Below are 21,956 nucleotides of genomic sequence, written 5' to 3'. Positions count from 1 at the left end.
AACAACTATGACAAGTGAGAATATCTTTTCTGGCTTGAAGGTGGTGGACCTCGCCAGCTTCATCGCGGGTCCCAGTGCCGCGGTCATCCTTTCCGACTTCGGTGCCGACGTCATCAAGGTGGAGCCTCCGGCGGGAGACCTTTGGCGACATGGGCATGAGCTACCGCCGCAGCCACAGGCGAAGGATCCCTATGCCTGGCACCTGGCCAACCGCAATAAGCGCGGTATCACTCTCAATCTGAAATCTTCGAGTGCTCAGCCGGTCCTGCAGCGCCTGATCGAGTGGGCTGACGTGTTCATTGTCAACACGCCGCACCCCGCTCGCAAACGATTGAAGCTCGAATATGACGACGTGGTGCAACATAACCGCCGCCTGATCTATGCGGATGTGACGGGTTTCGGCGAAAAGGGGCCGGACGCCGATCTGCCGGGCTTCGACATCACTTCCTACTGGGCGCGCAGCGGATTGCTGTCCATGACGCGCGATGCCGGCGCCCCGCCAACCTGGCCGGTGGCCGGTAGCGGTGACAACGCGACCGCCGTGGGCCTGTATTCCGCGATTGTCACCGCGCTCTATCGTCGGGAGCGAACGGGTGAAGGTTCGTACGTCACGACATCACTGCTTGCGGAGGGCGTCTGGGCCGCGAGCGTTTCGATCCAGGCCGCACTGTGCGAGGCGACGTTCTATGGGCTGCACGATCGCAAGCATCCCGCCAATGCGGCCCTGAACGTCTACCGCGCCGCCGATGAAACCTGGTTCGTTCTCATCGTCATGCCGGACAAGTTCCAGGTGGTCGCGGAGGCTCTGGGCCGCAAGGATCTTCTGACGGATCCGAGGTTCTCCGATCCTGCGAAGCTGACGACAAACATGCCGCAGCTGACGGCGATTCTCGATGACATATTCGCAGCACAACCCATGACGCACTGGCAGCAGGTCTTCGAAAGCGTCAATGTTACGTTCGGAGTCGTGCGCGGCCCGCAAGAAGTCATCAACGACCCACAGCTTCGGCTCAATGACATTGTGGTTCCACTGGAGGGCGCCCCCGGCAAGCTGACTTCCACCATCAGCAGTCCAATACAAGTGCACGGCGTCAGCAAGGTGTCAGCCAGGCGCGCCCCGTCCCTTGGAGAACACAACGAGGGTGTCTTGAAGGAACTCGGCTTCAGTGCGAGCGATATCGTTGCATTGGAATCGAGCGACGCCCTTGGGAAGATGAAGGAGTGGCTGCGATGAATCAATCAGTGGATCGTTTGTTCGTACTCGATTTGAGCGACGGCCGGATCTTCTCCATGAATCCGGACGGCTCTGATCCAAAGACCCTGGTCACGGGATGCCGCCACCCGGACGGCATCGCGTTGGACCTGGAGAAGGGGCATATCTACTGGACGGATATGGGTGTTCCCGATCTCAACGATGGGATGATCGAACGCGCGGATCTCGACGGTCGTAACCGCACGACGATCATTCCCGAGGGCGCCACCTACACGCCGAAGCAGATCCATCTCGATCGCAATAATCGCAAGCTCTATTGGTCGGATCGCGAAGGCATGCGCGTCATGCGCTCGAATCTCGACGGCTCGCACATCGAAACGCTCGTGGAAGCCGGCCGCGGTGATGGCGACCGCGGCGATGCGTCGAACTGGTGTGTGGGTATTACGGCTGACGTTGAGCGTGGGCACATCTACTGGACGCAGAAAGGCCCGGACAATGGCGAACGCGGCCGCATCTTCCGCGCGAATCTAGAGATTCCCCCGGGCCAGGACGCCGCCAGTCGTCAAGACATTACCGTGCTGTTCGAGGGACTGCCGGAGCCGATCGATCTGGAGCTCGACCTGACGAGTCGCCATCTGTATTGGACCGATCGCGGCGATCCCCCGCGCGGCAACACTGTGAGCCGCACATCCATTGACGGCAAGCCGAGCCAGGAAATCGTGCTGCACGATCTGATGGAGGGAATCGGCCTTGCGTTGGATGTTCCGGGCAATCGCATGTTCGTGACCGACCTGGGCGGCTCGATCTACTCAGCAGAACTCAATGGGTCGAAGAAGCAAGTACTGGCCGCCATGCAAGGAAATCTCACCGGTGTGGCCTACGCCAAAATCACTCCGACGGAGAAATGATGACGAACTTTGACAAACCTATTCGCCGCATTGCCATCGTTGGCACCGGAGTCATCGGTGCCAGCTGGGCCGCACAGTACCTGGCCAGTGGCTTCGACGTGATCGCGACCGATCCGGCGCCGAACGCGGAAGCCAACTTGCGCAAGTTCGTAGACGATGCCTGGACGGTGCTCACGCGCATCGGGCTGTCTCCCGGTGCTTCGCGTGACCGTCTGGAGTTTTCGCCTGATATGACGCAAGCGCTGGCGAAGGCGGACTTCGTGCAGGAGAACGGTCCGGAACGGCTGGACTTCAAGATCAAGCTCTACGCTGACATGGATGCCGTGACGCCGCCCGATTCACTGATCGCATCGAGTTCCTCGTCGCTGACCATGAGTGCTGTTCAATCAAAGTGTGAGCATCCGGAACGGTGCGTCATCGGACATCCGTTCAATCCCCCGCACGTTGTCCCGCTCGTTGAAGTTGTGGGCGGTGCAAAAACATCGCCAGCGGCCATCGAAAAGGCGATGGCGTTCTATAAGTCCATCGGCAAGCGGGCGATTCTATTGCGCAAGGAGGTCCCCGGGCACGTCGCGAACCGACTCCAGTCGGCTCTGTATCGCGAAGTGTTGTATCTCGTCGAGCAGGGGGTGCTCAGTGTGGCCGACGCGGATGACGCGGTGAGCTGGGGGCCCGGGCTTCGCTGGGGCGTCATGGGACCCAGCCTGCAGTTCCACCTCGCAGGCGGCGCCGGTGGCATTCAACATTTCATTGACCATCTGATGCCCCCGGTGCTCGAAGCCTTGTGGAAGGAGCTCGGGACTCCGAGGCTCACTCCTGAGTTCAAGCAAAGGCTGGCCGACGAAGTCCAGCAAGAGGCCGCCGGGCGTTCGGTCGCACAGCTGTCGGAGGCGGAGAACGAGATGCTGGTCGGTCTGCTTCGCTTGCGATCCGAGCGCAGCTGAGGTCCCGGCATGGAGCCTGACCGCAGGCTGCCCGCTTGCGTGTGCGTCCCCATCAACCACGAGTGGTTCTAAACACAATAGAGATTGGAGCATTGCAATGAGCTACACCGCACCCGTGAAGGACATGCTGTTCACCATGTCGGAGCTCGCCGGACTCGAGCGCGTAACCCGCTTGCCCGGCTTCGAGGATGCCACGCTGGATACTGCGCAGGCCGTCATCGAAGAATGCGCGAAACTATGCAGCGAAGTGCTTGCGCCGCTGAACGCCGTAGGCGACACGCATCCGAGCAGCTGGAAGGGCGGTACAGTCACCTCGCCTCCCGGCTTTGCCGATGCGCTGCGTCAGTTCGCATCCGGCGGATGGCAGGGTGTAAAACACCCAGTCGAGTACGGCGGCCAGGGGCTGCCGAAACTGATTGCAACGCCGTACTATGAGATGGCCAACGCGTCCAACATGGCGTTCGCGCTTTGCCCGGTGCTGACCGACGGCGCGATCGAAGCGCTGCTGACGGCTGGAAGCGAAGCACAGAAGCAGCGCTTTGTACCGAAGCTCGTCTCGGGCGAGTGGACCGGCACGATGAACCTCACCGAGCCGCAGGCAGGCTCCGACCTCGCCCTGGTACGCACGCGCGCCGAGCCGCAGGGAGACGGTACGTATCGGCTCTTCGGCACGAAGATCTTTATCACATGGGGCGAGCACGATATGGCGGAGAACATCGTCCATCTCGTGCTGGCGCGCACGCCAGGCGCGCCCGAAGGTGTGAAGGGAATCTCCCTTTTCATCGTGCCGAAGTTCATTGTGAACGACGACGGCTCGCTCGGCGAGCGCAACGATGTGGAATGCGTGTCGATCGAGCACAAGCTCGGCATCAAGGGGAGCGCGACGGCGGTGCTCCAGTTCGGCGATCATGGCGGTGCGCTTGGCCATCTCGTGGGCGCGGAGAACCACGGCCTCGAGTACATGTTCGTCATGATGAATGCGGCGCGCTTTGGCGTCGGTACGCAAGGGGTTGCCATCTCCGACGCGGCCTACCAGAAGGCCGCCGCCTATGCGAAGGAGCGCGTCCAGAGCCGCCCGGTAGATGGTTCGGCCAAGCAGTCCGTGGCGATCATCCGACATCCCGATGTTCGCCGGATGCTCGCGACAATGCGCGCGCTGACCGAAGCCGCCCGTTCCCTCGCGTACGTCGCGGCTGCGCACGCCGATATCGCGCAGCATCACCAGGATGCGGCGACCCGTGCCGACCATCAGGCGATCTTTGAATTCCTCGTGCCAGTCGTGAAGGGCTGGAGTACCGAGTCGGCGCTCGAGGTGACGAGCCTCGGCGTGCAAGTCCACGGCGGCATGGGCTTTATCGAGGAAACAGGCGCGGCGCAGTACTACCGCGACGCGCGCATCCTCACGATCTACGAGGGCACGACGGCGATTCAGGCCAACGATCTCGTTGGCCGAAAGACGCTGCACGATCAAGGCGCGGTCGCAAACGCGTTGCTGGCGCAAATCGGGCAGACGCTCGAAGAGCTGCGTGCCGAGCAAGGCAAACCGTTTGAGGCGATGCACAAGCATCTGGCGCAGGGGCAGCGCTCGCTGCAGGCGGCGGTCGAGTACGTTGTCGCGAATGCGACGCGCAATCCCAATGCGGTATTCATCGGCAGCGTGCTGTACCTGAAGCTCGCGGGTATTGTGCTGGGCGGCTGGCAAATGGCCCGCGCGATGCTCGCCGCCTCGCGCAAGCTGTCTGAAGACCCGTCGTTCTACGGCGCGAAGATGGCGACTGCCCAGTTCTTCGCTGAATACTTGCTGCCGCAGGCGGTGGCGCTCGAGGCGTCGATCACGGGCGCTGACGGTTCGGAAGCCGTGCTGGCCCTTGCGGACGATCAGTTCTGATAGGGGCGGGAGGATGACGACCGTAATTGGGGCGGAAAACCCCTCCGCAGAATGGATCGAGCAATATGGCCCACGCGAGTCGATGGAGTACGACGTCGTCATCGTGGGCGGCGGTCCTGCTGGCCTTTCCGCTGCGATCCGCCTTAAGCAGCTGGCGCAGGAGAGAGGTGCCGAGATCGGCGTGTGCGTGCTGGAGAAGGGTTCGGAAATCGGCGCGCATATCCTGTCGGGCGCGGTCATGGACCCGCGCGCCATCACCGAGCTCATTCCCGACTGGAAGGAAAAAGGCGCGCCCTTGAGCGTGGAGGTGACCGAAGACCGGTTTCTTTTCCTCACCGAGAAGGGCGCCGTGAAAACCCCGAACTGGGCGCTGCCGCGCAACTTCCGGAACCATGGCAATTACGTCGTCAGCCTCGCGAACGTCGCGCGCTGGCTAGGGGAATCGGCCGAAGCGCTCGGCGTCGAGATCTTTCCGGGTTTCCCTGCGGCGGAAGTGCTTTATAACGAGGACGGCTCCGTCAAAGGAGTGGCCACGGGGAACATGGGCATCGGCAAGGATGGTCAGCCGACGGAGAGCTTCCAGCTCGGGATGGAGCTGCACGCGAAGTACACCCTCTTTTGCGAGGGCGCGCGCGGACATCTTGGGCGGCAACTCTCCGACACATTCAGGCTGCGCGACGGTGCCGACCCGGAGGTCTTCGGCATTGGCATCAAGGAACTCTGGCAGATCGACGCTGCGCGGCACGAACCCGGGCTCGTTATCCACACCGCGGGCTGGCCTCTCGATTCTCAGACTTACGGCGGCTCCTTCCTCTATCACGTCGACAACAACCAGGTCATGGTCGGTTTTGTCGTCGGCCTTGGCTACACGAATCCGTACCTCTCGCCGTTTGAAGAGTTCCAGCGCTACAAGATGCACCCGGCGATCCGCACGTTCCTTGAGGGTGGCAAGCGCGTCGCGTACGGCGCGCGCGCCATTACGGCGGGCGGCCTGATGTCGCTGCCGAAGCTCGTGTTTCCGGGCGGCGCGCTCGTCGGCGATGATGCGGGCTTTCTCAACGCCTCGCGCATCAAGGGCTCGCATGCGGCCATCAAAACCGGGATGCTCGCGGCGGAAGCCGCATTCGACGCCGTGCAGGCCGGACGACAAGGGGACGAGCTCGCGGCCTACCCGAATTCGTTCAGGCAATCGTGGCTCCATGAGGAGTTGCATCGCGCGCGTAACTTCAAGCAATGGATGAGCAAGGGGCTCTATCTCGGTACGCTGATGGTTGGTATCGAGCAAAAGCTCTTCGGCGGCAAGGTGCCGTGGACGCTGCATCACCGGCATCGCGATCACGAAATGCTCAAGCCCGCTTCGCAGTGCGCGCAGATCGTCTATCCGAAGCCCGACGGCAAGCTCACCTTCGACCGGCTCTCGTCCGTGTTCCTCTCGAACACGAACCATGAGGAAAACCAGCCAGCGCACCTGACGCTGAAGGACCCGAGCGTGCCTGTCGACGTCAACCTGAGCGCCTATGCAGGCCCGGAAGGCCGCTATTGCCCCGCGGCTGTCTACGAGTTCGTCAGGAGCGAGGATGGCGGGGATCGCCTGGTCATCAATGCGCAGAACTGTGTGCATTGCAAGACCTGCGACATCAAGGACCCGACGCAAAACATCGTGTGGGTTACGCCTGAGGGAGGAGGGGGGCCGAATTATCCGAATATGTGAGGGAAGTGGCGTCATTCGCCAGCGAACCGGCATTAAACCATCCAGGAGAGTATGTCGTGAAGATTCTTGTACCAGTAAAACGCGTCGTCGATGCGAACGTGAAAGTGAATGCCAAATCAGATGGGACGGGCGTCGACATTGCAAACGTGAAAATGTCGATCAACCCGTTCGATGAGATCGCAGTCGAGGAAGCGGTGCGGTTGAAGGAAGCGGGCGTGGCAACCGAAGTCATCGCCGTCTCGGCGGGCGTGGTGCAGGCGCAGGAGACCCTGCGCACGGCGCTCGCAATGGGCGCGGATCGGGCGATTCTGATCGAGTCGAACGAGGAGTTGCAGCCGCTGGCAGTGGCCAAGCTCCTCAAGGCGCTGCTCGACAAGGAAGTGCCGCAACTTGTGATCCTCGGCAAGCAGGCGATCGACGACGACTCGAACCAGACCGGCCAAATGCTGGCCGCGCTGGCGGGCCTGCCGCAAGCCACCTTTGCTTCGAAAGTATCGATCGCTGACAGTCGTGCAGTCGTTGAGCGCGAGGTGGACGGCGGCGCGGAAACGCTTTCGGTAGTGCTTCCAGCCATCATCACGACCGACCTGCGCCTCAATGAGCCGCGTTACGTGACGCTACCGAACATCATGAAGGCGAAGAAGAAGCCGCTCGAGACCATCAAGCCTGAAGACCTCGGCGTCGACATCACGCCGCGTCTGAAGACGTTGAAAGTGACCGAGGCGCCCAAGCGCGGCGCAGGCATGAAGGTACCGGACGTGAAGACGCTGGTGGAGAAGCTGAAGACCGACGCGAAGGTTCTCTGAGTGAGGTGTAAGGAAAATGACGATTCTTGTAATTGCCGAACATGACAACGCGTCGATCAAGGGCGCGACGCTAAGCACTGTCGCGGCCGCGCAGAAGATCGGTAGCGAAATCCACTTGCTCGTGGCGGGCCATAACGCGCAGGGTGCCGCCGATGCGGCGGTGACGATTGCGGGCGTCGCGAAGGTGATGATCGCCGACGCGCCGCAGCTCGGGGCAGGGCTCGCGGAAAACGTCGAAGCGACGGTACTGAACATCGCCAGGAACTATTCGCACATTCTCGCGCCGGCGACCGCCTACGGCAAAAACGTCGCGCCGCGTGTGGCGGCAAAGCTAGACGTCGCGCAGATCAGCGACATCACCGCGGTGGTCAGCGCGGACACCTTCCAAAGGCCGATCTACGCGGGAAATACGGTGGCGACTGTGCAGTGTCAGGATCCGATCAAGGTCATGACGGTACGCACGACGGCTTTCGATGCCGTCGCAGCCGTCGGTGGCAGTGCCGCGATCGAAAAGATTGAAGCTGCCGCGGACAGCGGCCTGTCGCGGTTCGTGAGCCGCGAAGTGACGAAGCTCGACCGCCCCGAACTGACGAGCGCGAGCATCGTAGTTTCAGGAGGCCGCGGCCTTGCCAGCGGCGAGAACTACACGAAGGTGCTTGCACCCCTTGCAGACAAGCTGAACGCGGCGCTGGGCGCGTCGCGTGCGGCAGTGGATGCCGGCTTCGCGCCGAACGATTATCAGGTCGGGCAGACCGGAAAGATCGTCGCGCCGCAGCTCTACATCGCGGTGGGCATCTCCGGGGCGATTCAGCATCTGGCGGGGATGAAGGATTCAAAGGTGATCGTCGCGATCAACAAGGATCCTGAAGCGCCGATATTCAGCGTCGCCGATTTTGGATTGGTGGGTGACCTGTTCGATGTCGTCCCGGAACTGGTTGCAGCACTGAGTTGACCGCGGCCTGAACGGCTGGCTTGAGTAGCCGAGCAACGCGAGGCATGGGTCCGCGACAGCCTGTCCTCGTGGCCCCCTCATCCTCATCCCCAGGCCTGGAGCTATGCATGCCTGGCACCGGGAACCCATCTACAAGCAATCTGGAATTGTGATGGGCCTCCTGGCCGCCTACCCTCATATTGCTGCCGCGTTACTGACCATGTGTACGCCGTCCCGATGCAAGGGAATAAGACACGTGGGCGGGAGCAGGCTCAAATCTTGAACGGTACAACGCAGGCTTGAGCGATGCGAGCCAGCTGTCCCGGTCTGCCGTGATCTTCGCGGCCGGACGCTCAAGAGATTCACTGTCGAGGTCATTTACGATGAATGCTGCTGATCCAATTTACGCTCGCTCCAAGGCATTCTTCGGCATGCTCCGCCCAGGCGCTCTGGCTTTCGGCAGCATGGCCATCCTTCTCCTCAATGGCTGCACGATGGAACTGCTTTCCCCGCAAGGCATTATCGGGCAGCAGGAGAAGTCGCTCATCATCATCGCGCTGGCCTTGATGCTGATGGTGGTTATCCCCGTTATCGTTCTGACGCTGTACTTCGCCTGGCGTTATCGCGATAGCAACCAGAAGGCGACCTATGCGCCCAAGTGGTCGCGCTCGACCAGGATCGAAGTGGTGGTCTGGGGCATTCCGTGTGTCATCGTGGCCTCGCTCGGCATTCTCATCTGGAACACCACGCACAAGCTCGATCCTTATCGACCCATCCAGTCGAACGTTGCACCGGTCGAGGTTGAGGTCGTTGCGTTGAACTGGAAGTGGTTGTTCATCTACCCACAGTATGGCGTCGCCTCGCTGAACCAGCTCGCCATTCCGGTCAACACGCCCATCGACTTCAAAGTGACCGCGGAATCGATCATGAATTCCTTCTTCATTCCGCAGCTCGGAAGCCAGGTTTATGCGATGGCCGGCATGCAGACGCGGCTCCATCTCATCGCGAACGCGCCTGGCGAGTACCTGGGCCAGTCCGCCGTCTACAGCGGGTCGGGCTTCTCCGACATGCACTTCAAAACTGTCGCCACATCGCGTGAGGTGTTCGACAACTGGATTCGGGAGGCGAAGCAGTCTGCGCGGCCCCTGAATGAGAAGACGTATCGCATGCTTGAGCGCCCCAGCAGCCGCGACGCGGTGACGCTGTATTCCAGCGTCGCGCCCGCGCTCTTCGCAAACGTCGTGGATAAGTACATGCATGGTGCCGGGCAGATTTGCCGGACGGACAGTCCGGAGACCGTGCCAGCCCTGCATGCAATGGCTACGGAGCGCTAAGCTATGTTTGGAAAACTGAATCTTTCTGCCATTCCACTCCATGAGCCCATCATCATGGGAACTCTGGCGGTCGTCCTGCTGGCGGGCGCAGCCTTACTCGGGGCCATCACCTACTTCGGAAAATGGAAGTACCTGTGGACCGAGTGGATTACCTCAGTCGACCACAAGAAGATCGGCGTGATGTACATCATCCTGGCGCTGGTGATGCTGGTTCGCGGCTTTTCCGATGCCATCATGATGCGCACGCAGCAGGCAATGGCATTTGGCGATGGGGCTGGCTACTTGCCGCCCCACCACTATGATCAGATATTCACCGCGCATGGTGTCATCATGATCTTTTTCGTAGCGACGCCGTTCATCATTGGCCTGATGAACGTTATCGTGCCGCTGCAGATCGGCGCCCGCGACGTCGCCTATCCCTTTGTCAACTCGTTGAGCTTCTGGTTGTCGGCAGCCGGCGTGGTGCTCGTGATGCTGTCGATGTTCGTGGGGGATTTTGCCGCGACCGGCTGGGTGGCATACCCCCCGTTATCGGAGCTCGGGTATAGCCCAACGGTCGGCGTTGACTACTACATATGGTCGCTACAGATATCAGGTCTCGGGACGACACTAACTGGCATCAATTTTATTGTCACTATCTTGCGCATGCGAGCACCAGGCCTGACGCTGATGAAGATGCCGGTTTTCACCTGGACGGCGCTGATTACGAATATCCTGATTGTCGCCATTTTCCCGGTCCTGACCGCGACGCTTGCGCTGCTGGCGGCAGACCGATACCTCGGGATGCATTTCTTCACCAATGAGCTCGGTGGGAATGCAATGATGTACATCAACCTCATCTGGATTTGGGGACACCCGGAGGTCTACGTGCTGATTCTCCCAGCCTTTGGCGCGTTCTCGGAGATTATTGCCACGTTCTCGCGCAAGCCGCTGTTCGGCTACCGTTCCATGGTGTACGCCACGTGTTCCATTGGCATTCTTTCCTTCTGCGTCTGGCTGCACCACTTCTTCACCATGGGATCGGGTGCCAATGTCAATGCCTTCTTCGGCATCATGACGTCCATTATCGCGATCCCGACCGGAGTGAAGCTGTTCAACTGGCTGTTCACGATGTACCGCGGGCGGATCCGTTACCACACGTCAACGTTGTGGACCATTGGCTTCATGGTCACGTTTGCGGTTGGGGGAATGACGGGGGTGTTGATGGCGGTGCCTGGCGCCGACTTCGTGCTGCACAACAGCCTGTTCCTGATTGCCCACTTCCACAACGTCATCATCGGCGGCGTGCTGTTTGGCTTGCTGGCCGCATTGAACTTCTGGTTCCCGAAGGTGTTCGGCTTCACGCTCAATGAATTCTGGGGCAAGGTTTCCTTCTGGTGCTGGCTGGTGGGCTTCTACCTCGCGTTCATGCCGCTCTATGTACTCGGCTTCAAGGGCATGACGCGCCGGATGAATCATTATGCCAACGTGGACTGGCACCCTTACCTGGTCGTTGCCCTGTGCGGAGCCGTCATTATCGGTGCAGGCATTCTCGCGCTGATTGTGCAACTGTACGTCAGCGTCCGCGACCGTAAGAAGAACCAGGATCAGACCGGCGATCCTTGGGATGGCCGGAGCCTCGAATGGGCTACGGCTTCGCCTGCGCCGTTCTATAACTTTGCCCATGTACCCAAAATCACTTCGCTGGAGCAGCACTGGGACGATAAGGAAACCGGCCGGGCCTATGTTCGCCCGGCCAGATACGTGGCCATTCACCTGCCGAAGAACACGGCTGCCGGCGTCATCATCGCGGCGTTCGGCCTGGTTTTGTGCTTTGCCCTGGTCTGGCACATGTGGTTCATTGCGTTGATTGGTCTTGCCGGTGCAATCGGGACCTTCATTGTCCGTAGCTACAACCGCGATGTGGACTACTTTGTTCCCGCCGCCGAGGTTGAGCGGATCGAAAGCGCGCGCTACGCGCAACTCCAGGTGGCGGCATGACGCATCCAATGACTGGTGACGCTCACGTCCATGGTGAGCACCTCGCACACGATCGGCACGACGACAGCGCGAAGACGACCCTTGGGTTCTGGATCTACCTGATGGGCGACTGCCTGATATTTGCGGTGCTCTTTGCCACCTTCGGCGTCCTGATGGCCAACACGGCTGGCGGGCCCGGTGGCCGGGAACTATTCAGCCTGCCGTTCGTGCTGGGGGAGACAATGTTGCTGCTGTTCAGCAGCGTTACCTTCGGCGTGGCCATGCTGTCGATGCAAGACGGGCGCCAGGACAGCGTAGTGCGCTGGCTTCGCATCACGTTCATCCTTGGCGCTGCATTCATCGGCATGGAGCTCCATGAGTTCAGCGAGCTGCTGCATAAGGGTGCGGAGCCTGGGGTGAGCGCATTTCTGTCTTCGTATTTCTCCCTCGTCGGAACGCACGGGATTCACGTCACCCTGGGCCTGTTGTGGATGGCGGTCCTGATGCATCAGGTCAGCCGCTTCGGACTGGATGGCGTGACCCGTCGCAGGCTGGCCTGCCTGAGCTTGTTCTGGCACTTCTTGGATCTGGTCTGGATCTGCGTGTTTACTTTTGTCTATCTTCGCGAGTTTGTATGAGCAACCAATATTTGCATGCGGTCGGTGCCGCGTCGGCGTCGCACGGGAGCCTGAAGGGCTATCTGAGTGGCTTCGTGCTATCGCTGGTACTCACCTTCGCGTCATTTGGCGCCGTCATGTCGGTCCGGTTGCCACCGGGCAAGGCCCTGGTCGCCATTGTGGTGTTGTGCGTCGCCCAGCTGATCGCGCAGCTTGTCTTTTTCCTGCATTTGGGCATATCGCGAGACCAGCGAGAGAATACAGCTATCTTATGCTGCTGTGGCCTGCTTTTGGCCATCATCGTCGCCGGTTCGCTGTGGGTCATGCACAACGCCAACGAGAACATGATGCCCGCCAACATGACGGTCGAGCGGGCGAAGGGGCGCGACTAGTCCATGATGGAACTGAACGACCGGTGCTGGCGGCTTCAGACCTGCGCTTCGCCGCCGCACCGCCGCTGCGGCTGACCAAGAGCATGTTGCACCTCATGCCTCTGTGCTGAGGCGGAGGAGCTGCGATCGTGGTCAATGGTGCGGGAGTTGCAATTCATTTGGTTGTCACTTCGATACGCCGCCAAGCCTCGGCCCGTCGGGCCTGGCTCGGCTTCTCCAGCGCAGCGCTACGCATCCACACGAATACGGCTATCGGCAGTCGCAATCCTCGCGGCGTCATCCCTATTGGCCAGTTCGCAGTGGTCGGATTCATTGGCGGCCAGTGAATGGCGGTGTATGTCGTGCGTGACAAAGCCCAGATCGTGGCTTGGGATCGCGAACCAGTCCGAGTTCCCGAAGTAGCGCCGGATGTCATCCAGCCCGCTGTGCCAGTGCTCCGACATCGTTTCCCAGGCTGAACTCATAGTCCTTGTAATGCCCTTCGAAGGACTTGTTGTTGTAGATCAGGTGCACAACGTTGACCGTGCTGCCATCGGCCACCTGCTGTGCCTGCCGGACGAGTTCACTGGTTTGCCGCACATGCTCGGGAATGTGTTCCAGCAGATCCTTGATCATCCGGCATGCTCCTGGCTCTGCTTCATGAAGGCAGTGATGGCGCGCGTGGGGCTTGAATACTGGAGGACACATCGAGCAGATTGCCCGGCAGTCTCCCCTGCGCGCTCCACAGGTCGACCTGGAATACCAGCGTGTTCTTGCGCTGGGACTCTTGGATGATTTCCGTGAGCGGTGTGTTGGAAACCAGGCCGCCGTCCCAGTAGAACTCGCCGTCGATTTCCACGGCGGGAAAACCCGGCGGCAGGGCGCCCGACGCCATGAAGTGCTCGGGCGCTAGCCGTATTTTCGAGTTGTCGAAGTAGGTCAGGTTGCCGGTGCGCACATTGACCGCGCCCACCGAGACGCGGAGGTCTCCCCGATTGATGGGATCGAAATCCGCATGAGCGAGCAGCGTCGCACGTAGCGCCTCGGTGTCATAGAAGCTCACCTGGATTGGTATGCTGCGCGAAAGACTCAGGGTCTCAAACGGGGAGCGTGGCTTGAAGAACCCTTTCTGGCCCTTCGTCCGTGCGTGCCCCGCGGCCCACATGCCCGCCCACTTGCGCGCCAGGGCGAATTCGCCCGGTGCCATTTAATTGACGCAGCGTACTAGAAATCCCTTTTGCGCCCATGCTTATCCGCCAACCCGCCAGACGGGACGAGCGTCGCAGCGTAGGTGACGGTGTAGGCATTCAGCACCCAGGAAAGGTGCGCCGCAGTGGCTTGAGGAAATCCTGCGCGTAAGGCACTGAAGGCGGCGAACAGCATCGTGCCATCCATCGAAACAAGGAACACCGCCACGCTGGCGACCCAGAACACTGGCCAAGGTGATGCGGTGTTGATCTGTACATTGGGCAAAGCCGGAGCAATCGTGGCAGAGGCCCCGGTTGCTGAGCCGTCTGGATTCGTCATGGGGCTCTTCCGATGATGCGTGCGCCGGATCTGTTTTTGGTAACGCGTTTCAGGAGAGCCCGAACGTTTTCCGCAGACTTGCATCGACCGGGCCTGCCGGCATGAAACGGCGCAGCTTGCTCAGAAGGGAGGCCTCGCCTTTGGGTGTGCGGCGCATCTTCCACGTACCCAAGGCGGCATCGACGACCGTGCTTGCGACGCCATCGGGTTCCGGTGCTTTTTGGACACTATTTTGAATCGCCTGCGAAACGACGCTGCGCTCGTCGTCGTAGGCAGATACCTTGGAAACCGCATGGGGGGCATTGATATCCAGACTGGTCCTGGTAAACGAGGGTTCGACAAGCACCACACGGACGCCAAACTTGCGGACCTCGTGGTCCAGCGTCTCGGACATCCCCTCCACGGCGTGTTTGGACGCCGAATAGAGACCCATGTACGGCGCCGGCAGAAAGCCGAGCACCGAGCTGATATTGATGATTCTTCCCGAACGTTGCGCGCGCATGTGCGGCAATACGGCTTGCGTGGTGCGCAAGATGCCAAACACGTTGGTGTCGAACAGCGCCTGCGCTTCGGCGATCGACGTTTCTTCGGTCGCGCCGAGCAGCGTCACGCCGGCACTGTTGACCAGCACATCGATGTGCTTGGCCTGCGCGATGATGGCCTGGATTCCCTGCTGAACCGACGCTTGATCCCGGATATCCATCTCGACCAGTTCAACACCCGGTATCGGCTGCGCTTTTGCGAGGTTGCGCACGGTGCCGAATACCCGGCAGCCCCGCAACGCAAACTTCGCCGCGGTGGCGCGACCGATGCCCGAAGACACACCGGTAATCACGACAATTTTGGAATTGGACATGGCAGCTTCTTTCTGTATGGGTGAATTGGAACCGCGGTAAATCGGTCGTTGCGACGGAGGCACGCGGGATGCGCAGCCTCATCTGCGGGGCGACTATTTGCTGGCCACGGCGGTCGATTCGTCAGGCTGCCAGCCACCGCCAAGCGCCTTGAATGCCGCGACGGCAGCGCGCGCCGATTCCGTTTGCGCTTGGGCGCGCGCGTCTGACGCACGCAGCAGGCTTTCGTCGGCTTGCAGGACTTCAATCAGGCTGACGACGCCTTTCTGGTAGGCGGCAAACGAAGCATTTCGCGCGCGACTGAGCGAATCCACGCCTTGCGCGAGCACGGCCGCTTGCTCCTCGCGCTTGACCAGGGCAGAGAAAGCGTCTTCCACGTCCTCTGTTGCGCGCAGCACGGCGAGCCGGTACGCGGCGAGCATCTCAGCCTCTTGACCCTTGGCCTGATCGATTTGCGCGTTGATGCGGCCGAAGTCGAACAGGCGCCAGCGCAGACCGAGCACGCCGGCAAATTGACTTGCGCCGCTGCCGAACAGACTTCCGGCGCCCACCGACGTTGCGCTGCCAAGGAGCCCGCTGAGCGAGAACTTCGGGTAGTACTCCGCAATGGCGACGCCGATTCGTGCGTTGGAGGCCGCAAGGCGACGCTCGGCGATGATGAGGTCGGGACGGCGCCTCAGCAATTCGCCAGGGGATCCGCGGATCGCAATCTGCGGAGCGGCCGGGACATCACCGCCTTGCGCAAGCTCGGCTCGGTGCGTGCCAGGCAGCGAGCCCAGCATCACGTCTAGCGCGTTCATTGCCGCATCCAGGCCGGCTTCAAGCTGAGGGATCGACGCACGAACCTGAGCGAGCGCGCCTTCGGCCTGCCTGACTTGAAGTTCAGCGGCCAGGCCCTTGCCGTACAGCAGTTTGATGGTGGAGAGCAATTCCTCTTGCGTCTGTACCTGGTGGCGGGCCACCTTCAGGCGCGTCTGCAAGCCGCGGATGGTGATGTAGATATCGGCAGTCTGTGCGGCCACGGCCAGCCGTGTGGCGACTGCGCCCGCCTGGGAGGCTTGGTAATCGGCAAGTGCCGCCTCGCGGCCACGGCGCAGGCCGCCGAATACGTCCAACTCCCAGCTTGCGTTGACATCGGCCTCAAATGCGCTGCCGTAGCGATCGAAGCCGGGCCTCGAATTCAACACGCGGCCCAAAGGGGTTTCGACGGACTGATACACACGCGCGGCCTGGCCAGTGATATTGCCGGAGGGCAGCAACGCGGCATTGGCAGCGCCCAAGCCCGCACGGGCTTGCGTGACGCGGGCGAAGGCCTGTGCAAGGTCCAGGTTCTGTTCCAGTGCGATCTGCACGAACAGCGTGAGTTGCGGATCCCCAAAGCCAGCCCACCATGCGGACAGATCGGCTTCGGCATTGGCAGTGCGCTGCTCAACGGCGGCCTGGCCCTGGAATCGTTCGGAAACCGGCACATCGGGCTTCACATAGTCGGGGCCGACGGCACAACCGGTTGCCAGGCTGGCAACAAAGAGGGCCGCAAGGGAGCGCTTTGGCAACATGGGTTCTTCCATCTGAATTTCAAGTGACTATAGTACAAAATGGTCACAAGTTGTTCAACTATCGCGACTCGCGTAAGCTGGAGCCCATGAAGACCACCCCTTACCCCGTTCCCGCCCGCGGCCCGGCGGACCATGACGTGCGAGACCAGATCGTCGCTGCCGCCACCGAGCACTTCAGCCGCTACGGCTACGAGAAGACCGCCGTTTCCGATCTGGCCAAGGCCATTGGTTATTCCAAGGCTTACATCTACAAGTTCTTCGAGTCCAAGCAGGCCATTGGCGAGATGATTTGCGCCAACTGCCTGCGCGAGATCGAGGCCGACGTGAGTGCCGCCCTGGCCGAAGCCGACTCCCCGCCAGAGAAGCTCCGGCGCATGTTCAAAGCCTTGACGGAGGCCAGCTTCCGGTTGTTTTCCCACGACCGCAAGCTGTACGAGATCGCCGCCTCGGCAGCGACTGAGCGCTGGCAAGCGGTGATCGCCTACGAAGAGCGCATCCAGAAGGCGCTGCGCGATGTGCTGCAGGAAGGTCGGGAGACGGGAGACTTCGAGCGCAAGACGCCGTTGGACGAGGCCACGACGGCCATCTACCTAGTCATGCGCCCGTACCTGAATCCGTTGCTTTTGCAGCACAGCTTTGACTACACGGAAAGTGCGCCCGGGCTGCTCTCCAGCCTCGTACTTCGGAGTCTTTCCCCCTGACGCGCGGATTTTTCTTTGTGACCATTGACTAAAATGGTCACGAGAACCAGAATGAAAGCCCAGATTATCCTGTCGATGGGGCTTTCATGCTTTCGCGTCGCTTTGTTACCTCTACCGTTATTTGTGCGTTGCCGCTCGCATTGAGCGCTTGCGGCGAAAAGGCCCCTGCCGATCCGCGCACCGAGGCGCCCTTGGTGCGGGCCGCGTTCGTCCAGCCAGTCGCTTCCGCATCGCGTTCATTCACTGGGGTCGTCGCTGCCAGGGTGCAGAGCGACCTCGGCTTCCGCGTGCCCGGCAAGGTGCTGGAGCGGCTTGTGGACGCGGGCCAAAGCGTCAAGCGCGGCCAGCCGCTCATGCGCATCGACCCTGTCGATCTGAAGCTCGCCGCGCATGCGCAGCAAGAAGCCGTGACCGCTGCACGGGCACGTGCGCAACAGACGGCGGAAGACGAAGCCCGCTACCGTGATCTGCGCGGAACGGGCGCGATTTCTGCCTCGGCCTATGACCAGGCCAAGGCCGCGGCGGACGCGGCCAAAGCCCAGTTGAGCGCGGCAGAAGCGCAGGCCGATGTTGCGCGTAACGCCAGCCGTTACGCCGAGCTTGTTGCCGATGGCGAAGGCGTGGTCATGGAAACGCTGGCCGAGCCCGGTCAGGTCGTCAACGCGGGGCAGGCGGTTGTGCGCCTGGCCCACGCTGGCCGCCGTGAGGCGGTGGTCCAGTTGCCGGAAACGTTGCGGCCAGCGATCGGCTCTCTCGCACAGGCCACGCTTTTCGGTGGGGAAAGCGCGCGCGTACCTGCCAAGCTGCGGCAGCTGTCAGATGCCGCCGATCGGCTTACCCGCACCTTCGAAGCACGCTTTGTGCTGGATGGGGAACTGGCCAATGCGCCGCTGGGCGCCACCGTGACGATCCAGATTCCCGATCGGCTTGCCATCGCGCAAGGCGATCTGCAGGTGCCGCTGGGCGCCGTGTTCGATGCGGGCAAGGGCCCCGGCGTGTGGGTCATCCAGGGGGATCCGGCCAAGGTGTCGTGGCGATCCGTCACCATCGTGCGCCTCGGCGACGAGGGGGCACGGGTTGCCGGCCAAGTCAAGCAAGGGGACCGGATTGTCGCGCTTGGCGCACAACTGCTGCGTGAAGGCCAGCAAGTCCGTGTGGCAGGCCAGGGCGCCAGCACTGCCATCGCGGGGGTGCGCCCGTGAGCCAAGTTCGTTTCAACCTATCGGCACTCGCCGTGCGCGAGCGCGCCGTCACTCTGTTCCTCATCTGCCTGATCTCTCTGGCGGGACTCATTTCCTTCGTCAAGCTGGGCCGCGCGGAAGACCCGGCATTTACGGTCAAGGTGATGACCATCATCACCGCGTGGCCTGGCGCCACCGCGCAGGAAATGCAGGACCAGGTGGCCGAGAAGATCGAAAAGCGCATGCAGGAGCTGCGCTGGTATGACCGCACGGAGACCTACACCCGGCCTGGCCTGGCCTTCACAACGTTGACCTTGCTCGACAGCACGCCGCCGTCGGAAGTCCAGGAGGAGTTCTATCAAGCGCGCAAGAAAGTCAGCGATGAGGTGGCCAACCTTCCGCCCGGCGTGATCGGGCCGATGGTCAATGACGAATATGCAGACGTGACCTTTGCGCTGTTTGCGCTCAAGGCACAGGGCGAGCCGCAACGCGTGCTCGTGCGCGACGCGGAGACACTGCGCCAGCGGTTGCTGCACGTGCCCGGCGTCAAGAAGGTCAACATTATCGGCGAGCAGTCGGAGCGCATCTATGTCGAGTTTTCGCATGAGCGCCTCGCAACCCTTGGTTTGAGTCCGCAAGAGGTGTTTGCCGCGCTCAACAGCCAGAATGCCCTGACGGCGGCCGGCTCGGTAGAAACGAAAGGTCCACAGGTCTTCATCCGTCTGGACGGTGCGTTCGACGAGCTACAGAAGATTCGTGATACGCCGGTTGTGTCGCAGGGCCGCACGTTGAAGCTGTCGGACATTGCCACGGTCAAACGCGGCTATGAAGACCCGGCCACGCTCATGGTGCGCAATGGTGGGCAGCCTGCCTTGCTGCTGGGCATCGTCATGCGCGAAGGCTGGAACGGTCTGGATCTGGGCAAGGCGCTCGACAAGGAGGTCGGCGCCGTCAATGCCGACATGCCGCTCGGCATGAGCCTGACCAAGGTGACGGACCAGGCAGTCAACATCAGTTCGGCCGTCGACGAGTTCATGCTCAAGTTCTTCGCCGCGCTGCTGGTTGTCATGCTGGTGAGCTTCGTCAGCATGGGGTGGCGCGCGGGCTTGGTGGTGGCCGCAGCCGTTCCGCTGACACTGGCGGTGGTCTTCGTGGTGATGGCCGCAACGGGCAAGAACTTCGACCGCATCACGCTGGGGTCCTTGATTCTGGCGCTGGGTCTGCTGGTGGACGACGCCATCATCGCCATCGAAATGATGGTGGTGAAGATGGAAGAGGGCTACAGCCGCGCGGCCGCTTCGGCCTATGCGTGGAGCCACACCGCCGCGCCCATGCTGTCGGGCACGCTGGTGACCGCCGTCGGCTTCATGCCCAACGGCTTTGCCCGCTCCACCGCGGGTGAATACACCAGCAACATGTTTTGGATTGTCGGCATTGCGCTGATCGCGTCGTGGGTTGTCGCGGTGGTGTTCACGCCTTACCTGGGCGTGAAGATGCTGCCCGACTTCAAGAAGGTCGAAGGCGGCCACGATGCGATTTACGACACCCCGCGCTACAACCGCTTCCGTGCGCTGCTCGGGCGCGTGATTGCGCGCAAATGGCTGGTCGCTGGCTCGGTGGTGGGGCTCTTCGCCTTGGCTATTCTCGGCATGGCGGTGGTCAAGAAACAGTTTTTCCCGATTTCGGATCGACCCGAAGTGCTGGTCGAAGTGCAGATGCCCTATGGCGCGTCGATCAACCAGACCAGCGCCGCCACGGCCAAGCTGGAAGGGTGGCTGGCCAAACAGAAGGAAGCCAGAATCGTGACGGCTTACGTTGGCCAGGGCGCGCCGCGCTTCTATCTGGCGATGGGGCCGGAACTGCCCGATCCGTCGTTCGCCAAGATCGTGATCCGTACGGATAGCCAGGAAGAGCGCGACGCGTTGAAGCAGCGCCTGCGCCAGGCCATTGCCGACGGTCTTGCCCCCGAGGCGCGCGTGCGGGTCACGCAACTCGTGTTCGGTCCATATTCGCCGTTCCCAGTTGCTTACCGCGTGAGCGGACCGGATGCGCAGACGTTGCGCCGCATCGCGGCCGATGTCCAGCAGGTGATGGACGCAAGCCCGATGATGCGCACCGTCAATACCGACTGGGGCATGCGTGTACCCACGCTGCACTTCACCTTGCAACAGGATCGTTTGCAGGCCGTGGGGTTGGGCTCCAGCGCCGTCGCGCAACAACTGCAATTCCTGCTCAACGGCATTCCGGTGACGGCCGTGCGCGAGGACATCCGTACCGTGCAGGTGACGGCCCGCTCGGCTGGCGACGTTCGACTCGACCCCGCCAAGATTGGCGACTTCACGCTGGCAGGCGCCAACGGGCAACGCATTCCGCTCTCACAGGTGGGAAAGATCGATGTGCGCATGGAAGAGCCCATCATGCGCAGGCGCGACCGCATGCCGACCATCACGGTGCGCGGCGATATTGCCGATGGGCTGCAGCCGCCCGACGTGTCGACGGCGATCAGCAAGCAGCTTCAGCCCATCATCGAGAAACTGCCGAGCGGATATCGTATTGAGCAAGCGGGCTCCATTGAAGAGTCGGGCAAGGCGACGAAAGCCATGCTACCGCTGTTCCCGATCATGCTGGCGGTGACCCTGCTGATCCTCATCTTTCAGGTGCGGTCCATCCCGGCGATGGTGATGGTTTTCCTGACCAGCCCACTCGGCTTGATTGGCGTGGTGCCGACCTTGATTCTGTTTGGGCAGCCATTCGGCATCAACGCGTTGGTCGGCTTGATCGCCCTGTCGGGCATCTTGATGCGCAACACGTTGATCCTGATCGGGCAGATTCAGCACAACAAGGAGGAAGGGTTGGATCCGTTCAGGGCCGTCGTGGAAGCCACCGTCCAGCGTGCGCGTCCTGTGATTCTCACCGCATTGGCCGCCATCCTGGCTTTCATCCCGCTGACCCATTCGGTGTTCTGGGGGGCACTCGCTTACACGCTCATCGGCGGGACGTTTGCGGGGACGATCTTGACCCTGGTGTTCCTGCCGGCCATGTACTCCATCTGGTTCAGGATCCGGCCCGGCAACGCGGCCGATGCGCAGCGCGATCGGCACGAGACCGCGCAGCCCGCCGCAGAACTGGTGCCCGAGTAATGGTGATCTGCAAGGGTATGTGCCCGCCACATTGCCGCTGGTTTCAATTCATTTGCATCGCGCCCACGCCGTAGCCGGATAGGAGCAGCAGCTTTTTTTTGTCACCCCCGCCTGCCCATTTCTACCTCCGTGTCTCCATACCTTAGGGCAGGCGGGTTTTTCTCTGTGCCGGAATGTCTGTTCATGACAGAGCGGTACTGCGCAAGATATACATCTACGGTTATCTCAACTGCGTGTAGCCGCGCCCACGCCAGGAGCGTAGGCGACGCGCCGTTCTCTACCTGCAGATCGCTAGATGTATACGCCGGCGTTATC

General features: G+C 61.5%; 16 protein-coding genes and 2 pseudogenes. 14 read left to right on the top strand and 4 right to left on the bottom strand.

All coding sequences use genetic code 11. From position 1 onward, the window contains the following. The first annotated feature begins 7 nt into the window (after positions 1-7). The 11 genes from AC3WL8_RS26760 to cyoD all read left to right on the top strand — a co-directional run bounded on the left by AC3WL8_RS26760 (position 8) and on the right by cyoD (position 12,703). Positions 8-1,234: a CaiB/BaiF CoA transferase family protein gene (locus AC3WL8_RS26760; RefSeq protein WP_492379123.1), complete on the top strand. Its 1,227-nt coding sequence runs from the start codon at positions 8-10 to the stop codon at positions 1,232-1,234. Further along, positions 1,231-2,121 (top strand): 3-hydroxyacyl-CoA dehydrogenase, encoded by an 891-nt coding sequence (locus AC3WL8_RS26755; protein WP_492379122.1) that lies wholly within the window; start codon positions 1,231-1,233, stop codon positions 2,119-2,121. Before AC3WL8_RS26760 ends, AC3WL8_RS26755 begins: the two co-directional genes overlap by 4 nt. Next, positions 2,118-3,065: a 3-hydroxyacyl-CoA dehydrogenase NAD-binding domain-containing protein gene (locus AC3WL8_RS26750; protein WP_492379121.1), complete on the top strand. Its 948-nt coding sequence runs from the start codon at positions 2,118-2,120 to the stop codon at positions 3,063-3,065. The genes AC3WL8_RS26755 and AC3WL8_RS26750 overlap by 4 nt, the downstream gene beginning before the upstream one ends. A 97-nt stretch (positions 3,066-3,162) precedes the next feature. Continuing rightward, complete coding sequence (locus AC3WL8_RS26745; protein ID WP_492379120.1) at positions 3,163-4,953, top strand: acyl-CoA dehydrogenase; 1,791 nt, start codon at positions 3,163-3,165, stop codon at positions 4,951-4,953. Between the two features lie 13 nt (positions 4,954-4,966). Continuing rightward, the gene (locus AC3WL8_RS26740) at positions 4,967-6,664 is read left to right on the top strand and encodes an electron transfer flavoprotein-ubiquinone oxidoreductase (RefSeq protein WP_492379119.1); all 1,698 of its coding nucleotides are present in this window, start codon (positions 4,967-4,969) and stop codon (positions 6,662-6,664) included. Positions 6,665-6,720: 56 nt separating this feature from the next. Beyond that, on the top strand, positions 6,721-7,470 hold the full coding sequence (locus AC3WL8_RS26735) for an electron transfer flavoprotein subunit beta/FixA family protein (RefSeq protein WP_492379118.1): 750 nt from the start codon (positions 6,721-6,723) through the stop codon (positions 7,468-7,470). A gap of 16 nt (positions 7,471-7,486) precedes the next feature. Then, a complete protein-coding gene (locus tag AC3WL8_RS26730) occupies positions 7,487-8,422 on the top strand; it encodes an electron transfer flavoprotein subunit alpha/FixB family protein (RefSeq protein ID WP_492379117.1) in 936 nt (311 codons plus the stop codon). A gap of 410 nt (positions 8,423-8,832) precedes the next feature. Beyond that, on the top strand, positions 8,833-9,735 hold the full coding sequence (gene cyoA, locus AC3WL8_RS26725; protein WP_492379163.1) for a ubiquinol oxidase subunit II: 903 nt from the start codon (positions 8,833-8,835) through the stop codon (positions 9,733-9,735). Between the two features lie 3 nt (positions 9,736-9,738). Continuing rightward, the gene (cyoB, locus tag AC3WL8_RS26720; protein ID WP_492379116.1) at positions 9,739-11,715 is read left to right on the top strand and encodes a cytochrome o ubiquinol oxidase subunit I; all 1,977 of its coding nucleotides are present in this window, start codon (positions 9,739-9,741) and stop codon (positions 11,713-11,715) included. Then, the gene (cyoC, locus tag AC3WL8_RS26715; protein WP_492379115.1) at positions 11,712-12,332 is read left to right on the top strand and encodes a cytochrome o ubiquinol oxidase subunit III; all 621 of its coding nucleotides are present in this window, start codon (positions 11,712-11,714) and stop codon (positions 12,330-12,332) included. Before cyoB ends, cyoC begins: the two co-directional genes overlap by 4 nt. Next, the gene (gene cyoD, locus AC3WL8_RS26710; protein ID WP_492379114.1) at positions 12,329-12,703 is read left to right on the top strand and encodes a cytochrome o ubiquinol oxidase subunit IV; all 375 of its coding nucleotides are present in this window, start codon (positions 12,329-12,331) and stop codon (positions 12,701-12,703) included. Before cyoC ends, cyoD begins: the two co-directional genes overlap by 4 nt. A 227-nt stretch (positions 12,704-12,930) precedes the next feature. On the opposite strand, the pseudogene AC3WL8_RS26705 reads toward cyoD, so the two are convergent. The 4 genes and pseudogenes from AC3WL8_RS26705 to AC3WL8_RS26690 all read right to left on the bottom strand — a co-directional run. Continuing rightward, positions 12,931-13,880, bottom strand: a pseudogene (locus tag AC3WL8_RS26705) (DUF3734 domain-containing protein); the annotation flags it as partial. A gap of 29 nt (positions 13,881-13,909) precedes the next feature. After that, positions 13,910-14,209: pseudogene (locus tag AC3WL8_RS26700) on the bottom strand (MFS transporter); the annotation flags it as partial. Between the two features lie 49 nt (positions 14,210-14,258). Further along, positions 14,259-15,065, bottom strand: coding sequence for an oxidoreductase (locus AC3WL8_RS26695; protein WP_492379113.1), 807 nt, complete (start codon positions 15,063-15,065; stop codon positions 14,259-14,261). A 93-nt stretch (positions 15,066-15,158) separates the two neighbouring features. Then, entirely contained in the window at positions 15,159-16,619 is a 1,461-nt protein-coding gene (locus AC3WL8_RS26690) for an efflux transporter outer membrane subunit (protein ID WP_492379162.1), read from the bottom strand. A gap of 86 nt (positions 16,620-16,705) precedes the next feature. Between AC3WL8_RS26690 and AC3WL8_RS26685 the strand changes: the two genes are divergently transcribed. The 3 genes from AC3WL8_RS26685 to AC3WL8_RS26675 all read left to right on the top strand — a co-directional run bounded on the left by AC3WL8_RS26685 (position 16,706) and on the right by AC3WL8_RS26675 (position 21,641). Beyond that, positions 16,706-17,320, top strand: coding sequence for a TetR/AcrR family transcriptional regulator (locus AC3WL8_RS26685; protein ID WP_492379112.1), 615 nt, complete (start codon positions 16,706-16,708; stop codon positions 17,318-17,320). Between the two features lie 86 nt (positions 17,321-17,406). Next, positions 17,407-18,522 carry an efflux RND transporter periplasmic adaptor subunit gene (locus tag AC3WL8_RS26680; protein WP_492379111.1) on the top strand — a complete coding sequence of 372 codons (1,116 nt, stop codon included), beginning with the start codon at positions 17,407-17,409 and terminating at the stop codon, positions 18,520-18,522. Continuing rightward, on the top strand, positions 18,519-21,641 hold the full coding sequence (locus AC3WL8_RS26675; RefSeq protein WP_492379110.1) for an efflux RND transporter permease subunit: 3,123 nt from the start codon (positions 18,519-18,521) through the stop codon (positions 21,639-21,641). Before AC3WL8_RS26680 ends, AC3WL8_RS26675 begins: the two co-directional genes overlap by 4 nt. Positions 21,642-21,956: the final 315 nt, after the last annotated feature.

The organism is Cupriavidus sp. FW305-F7 (genome assembly GCF_058782875.1).
The sequence above is the reverse complement of the archived record's forward strand: the minus strand, read 5'-3'. Positions and strand labels throughout refer to the sequence as shown.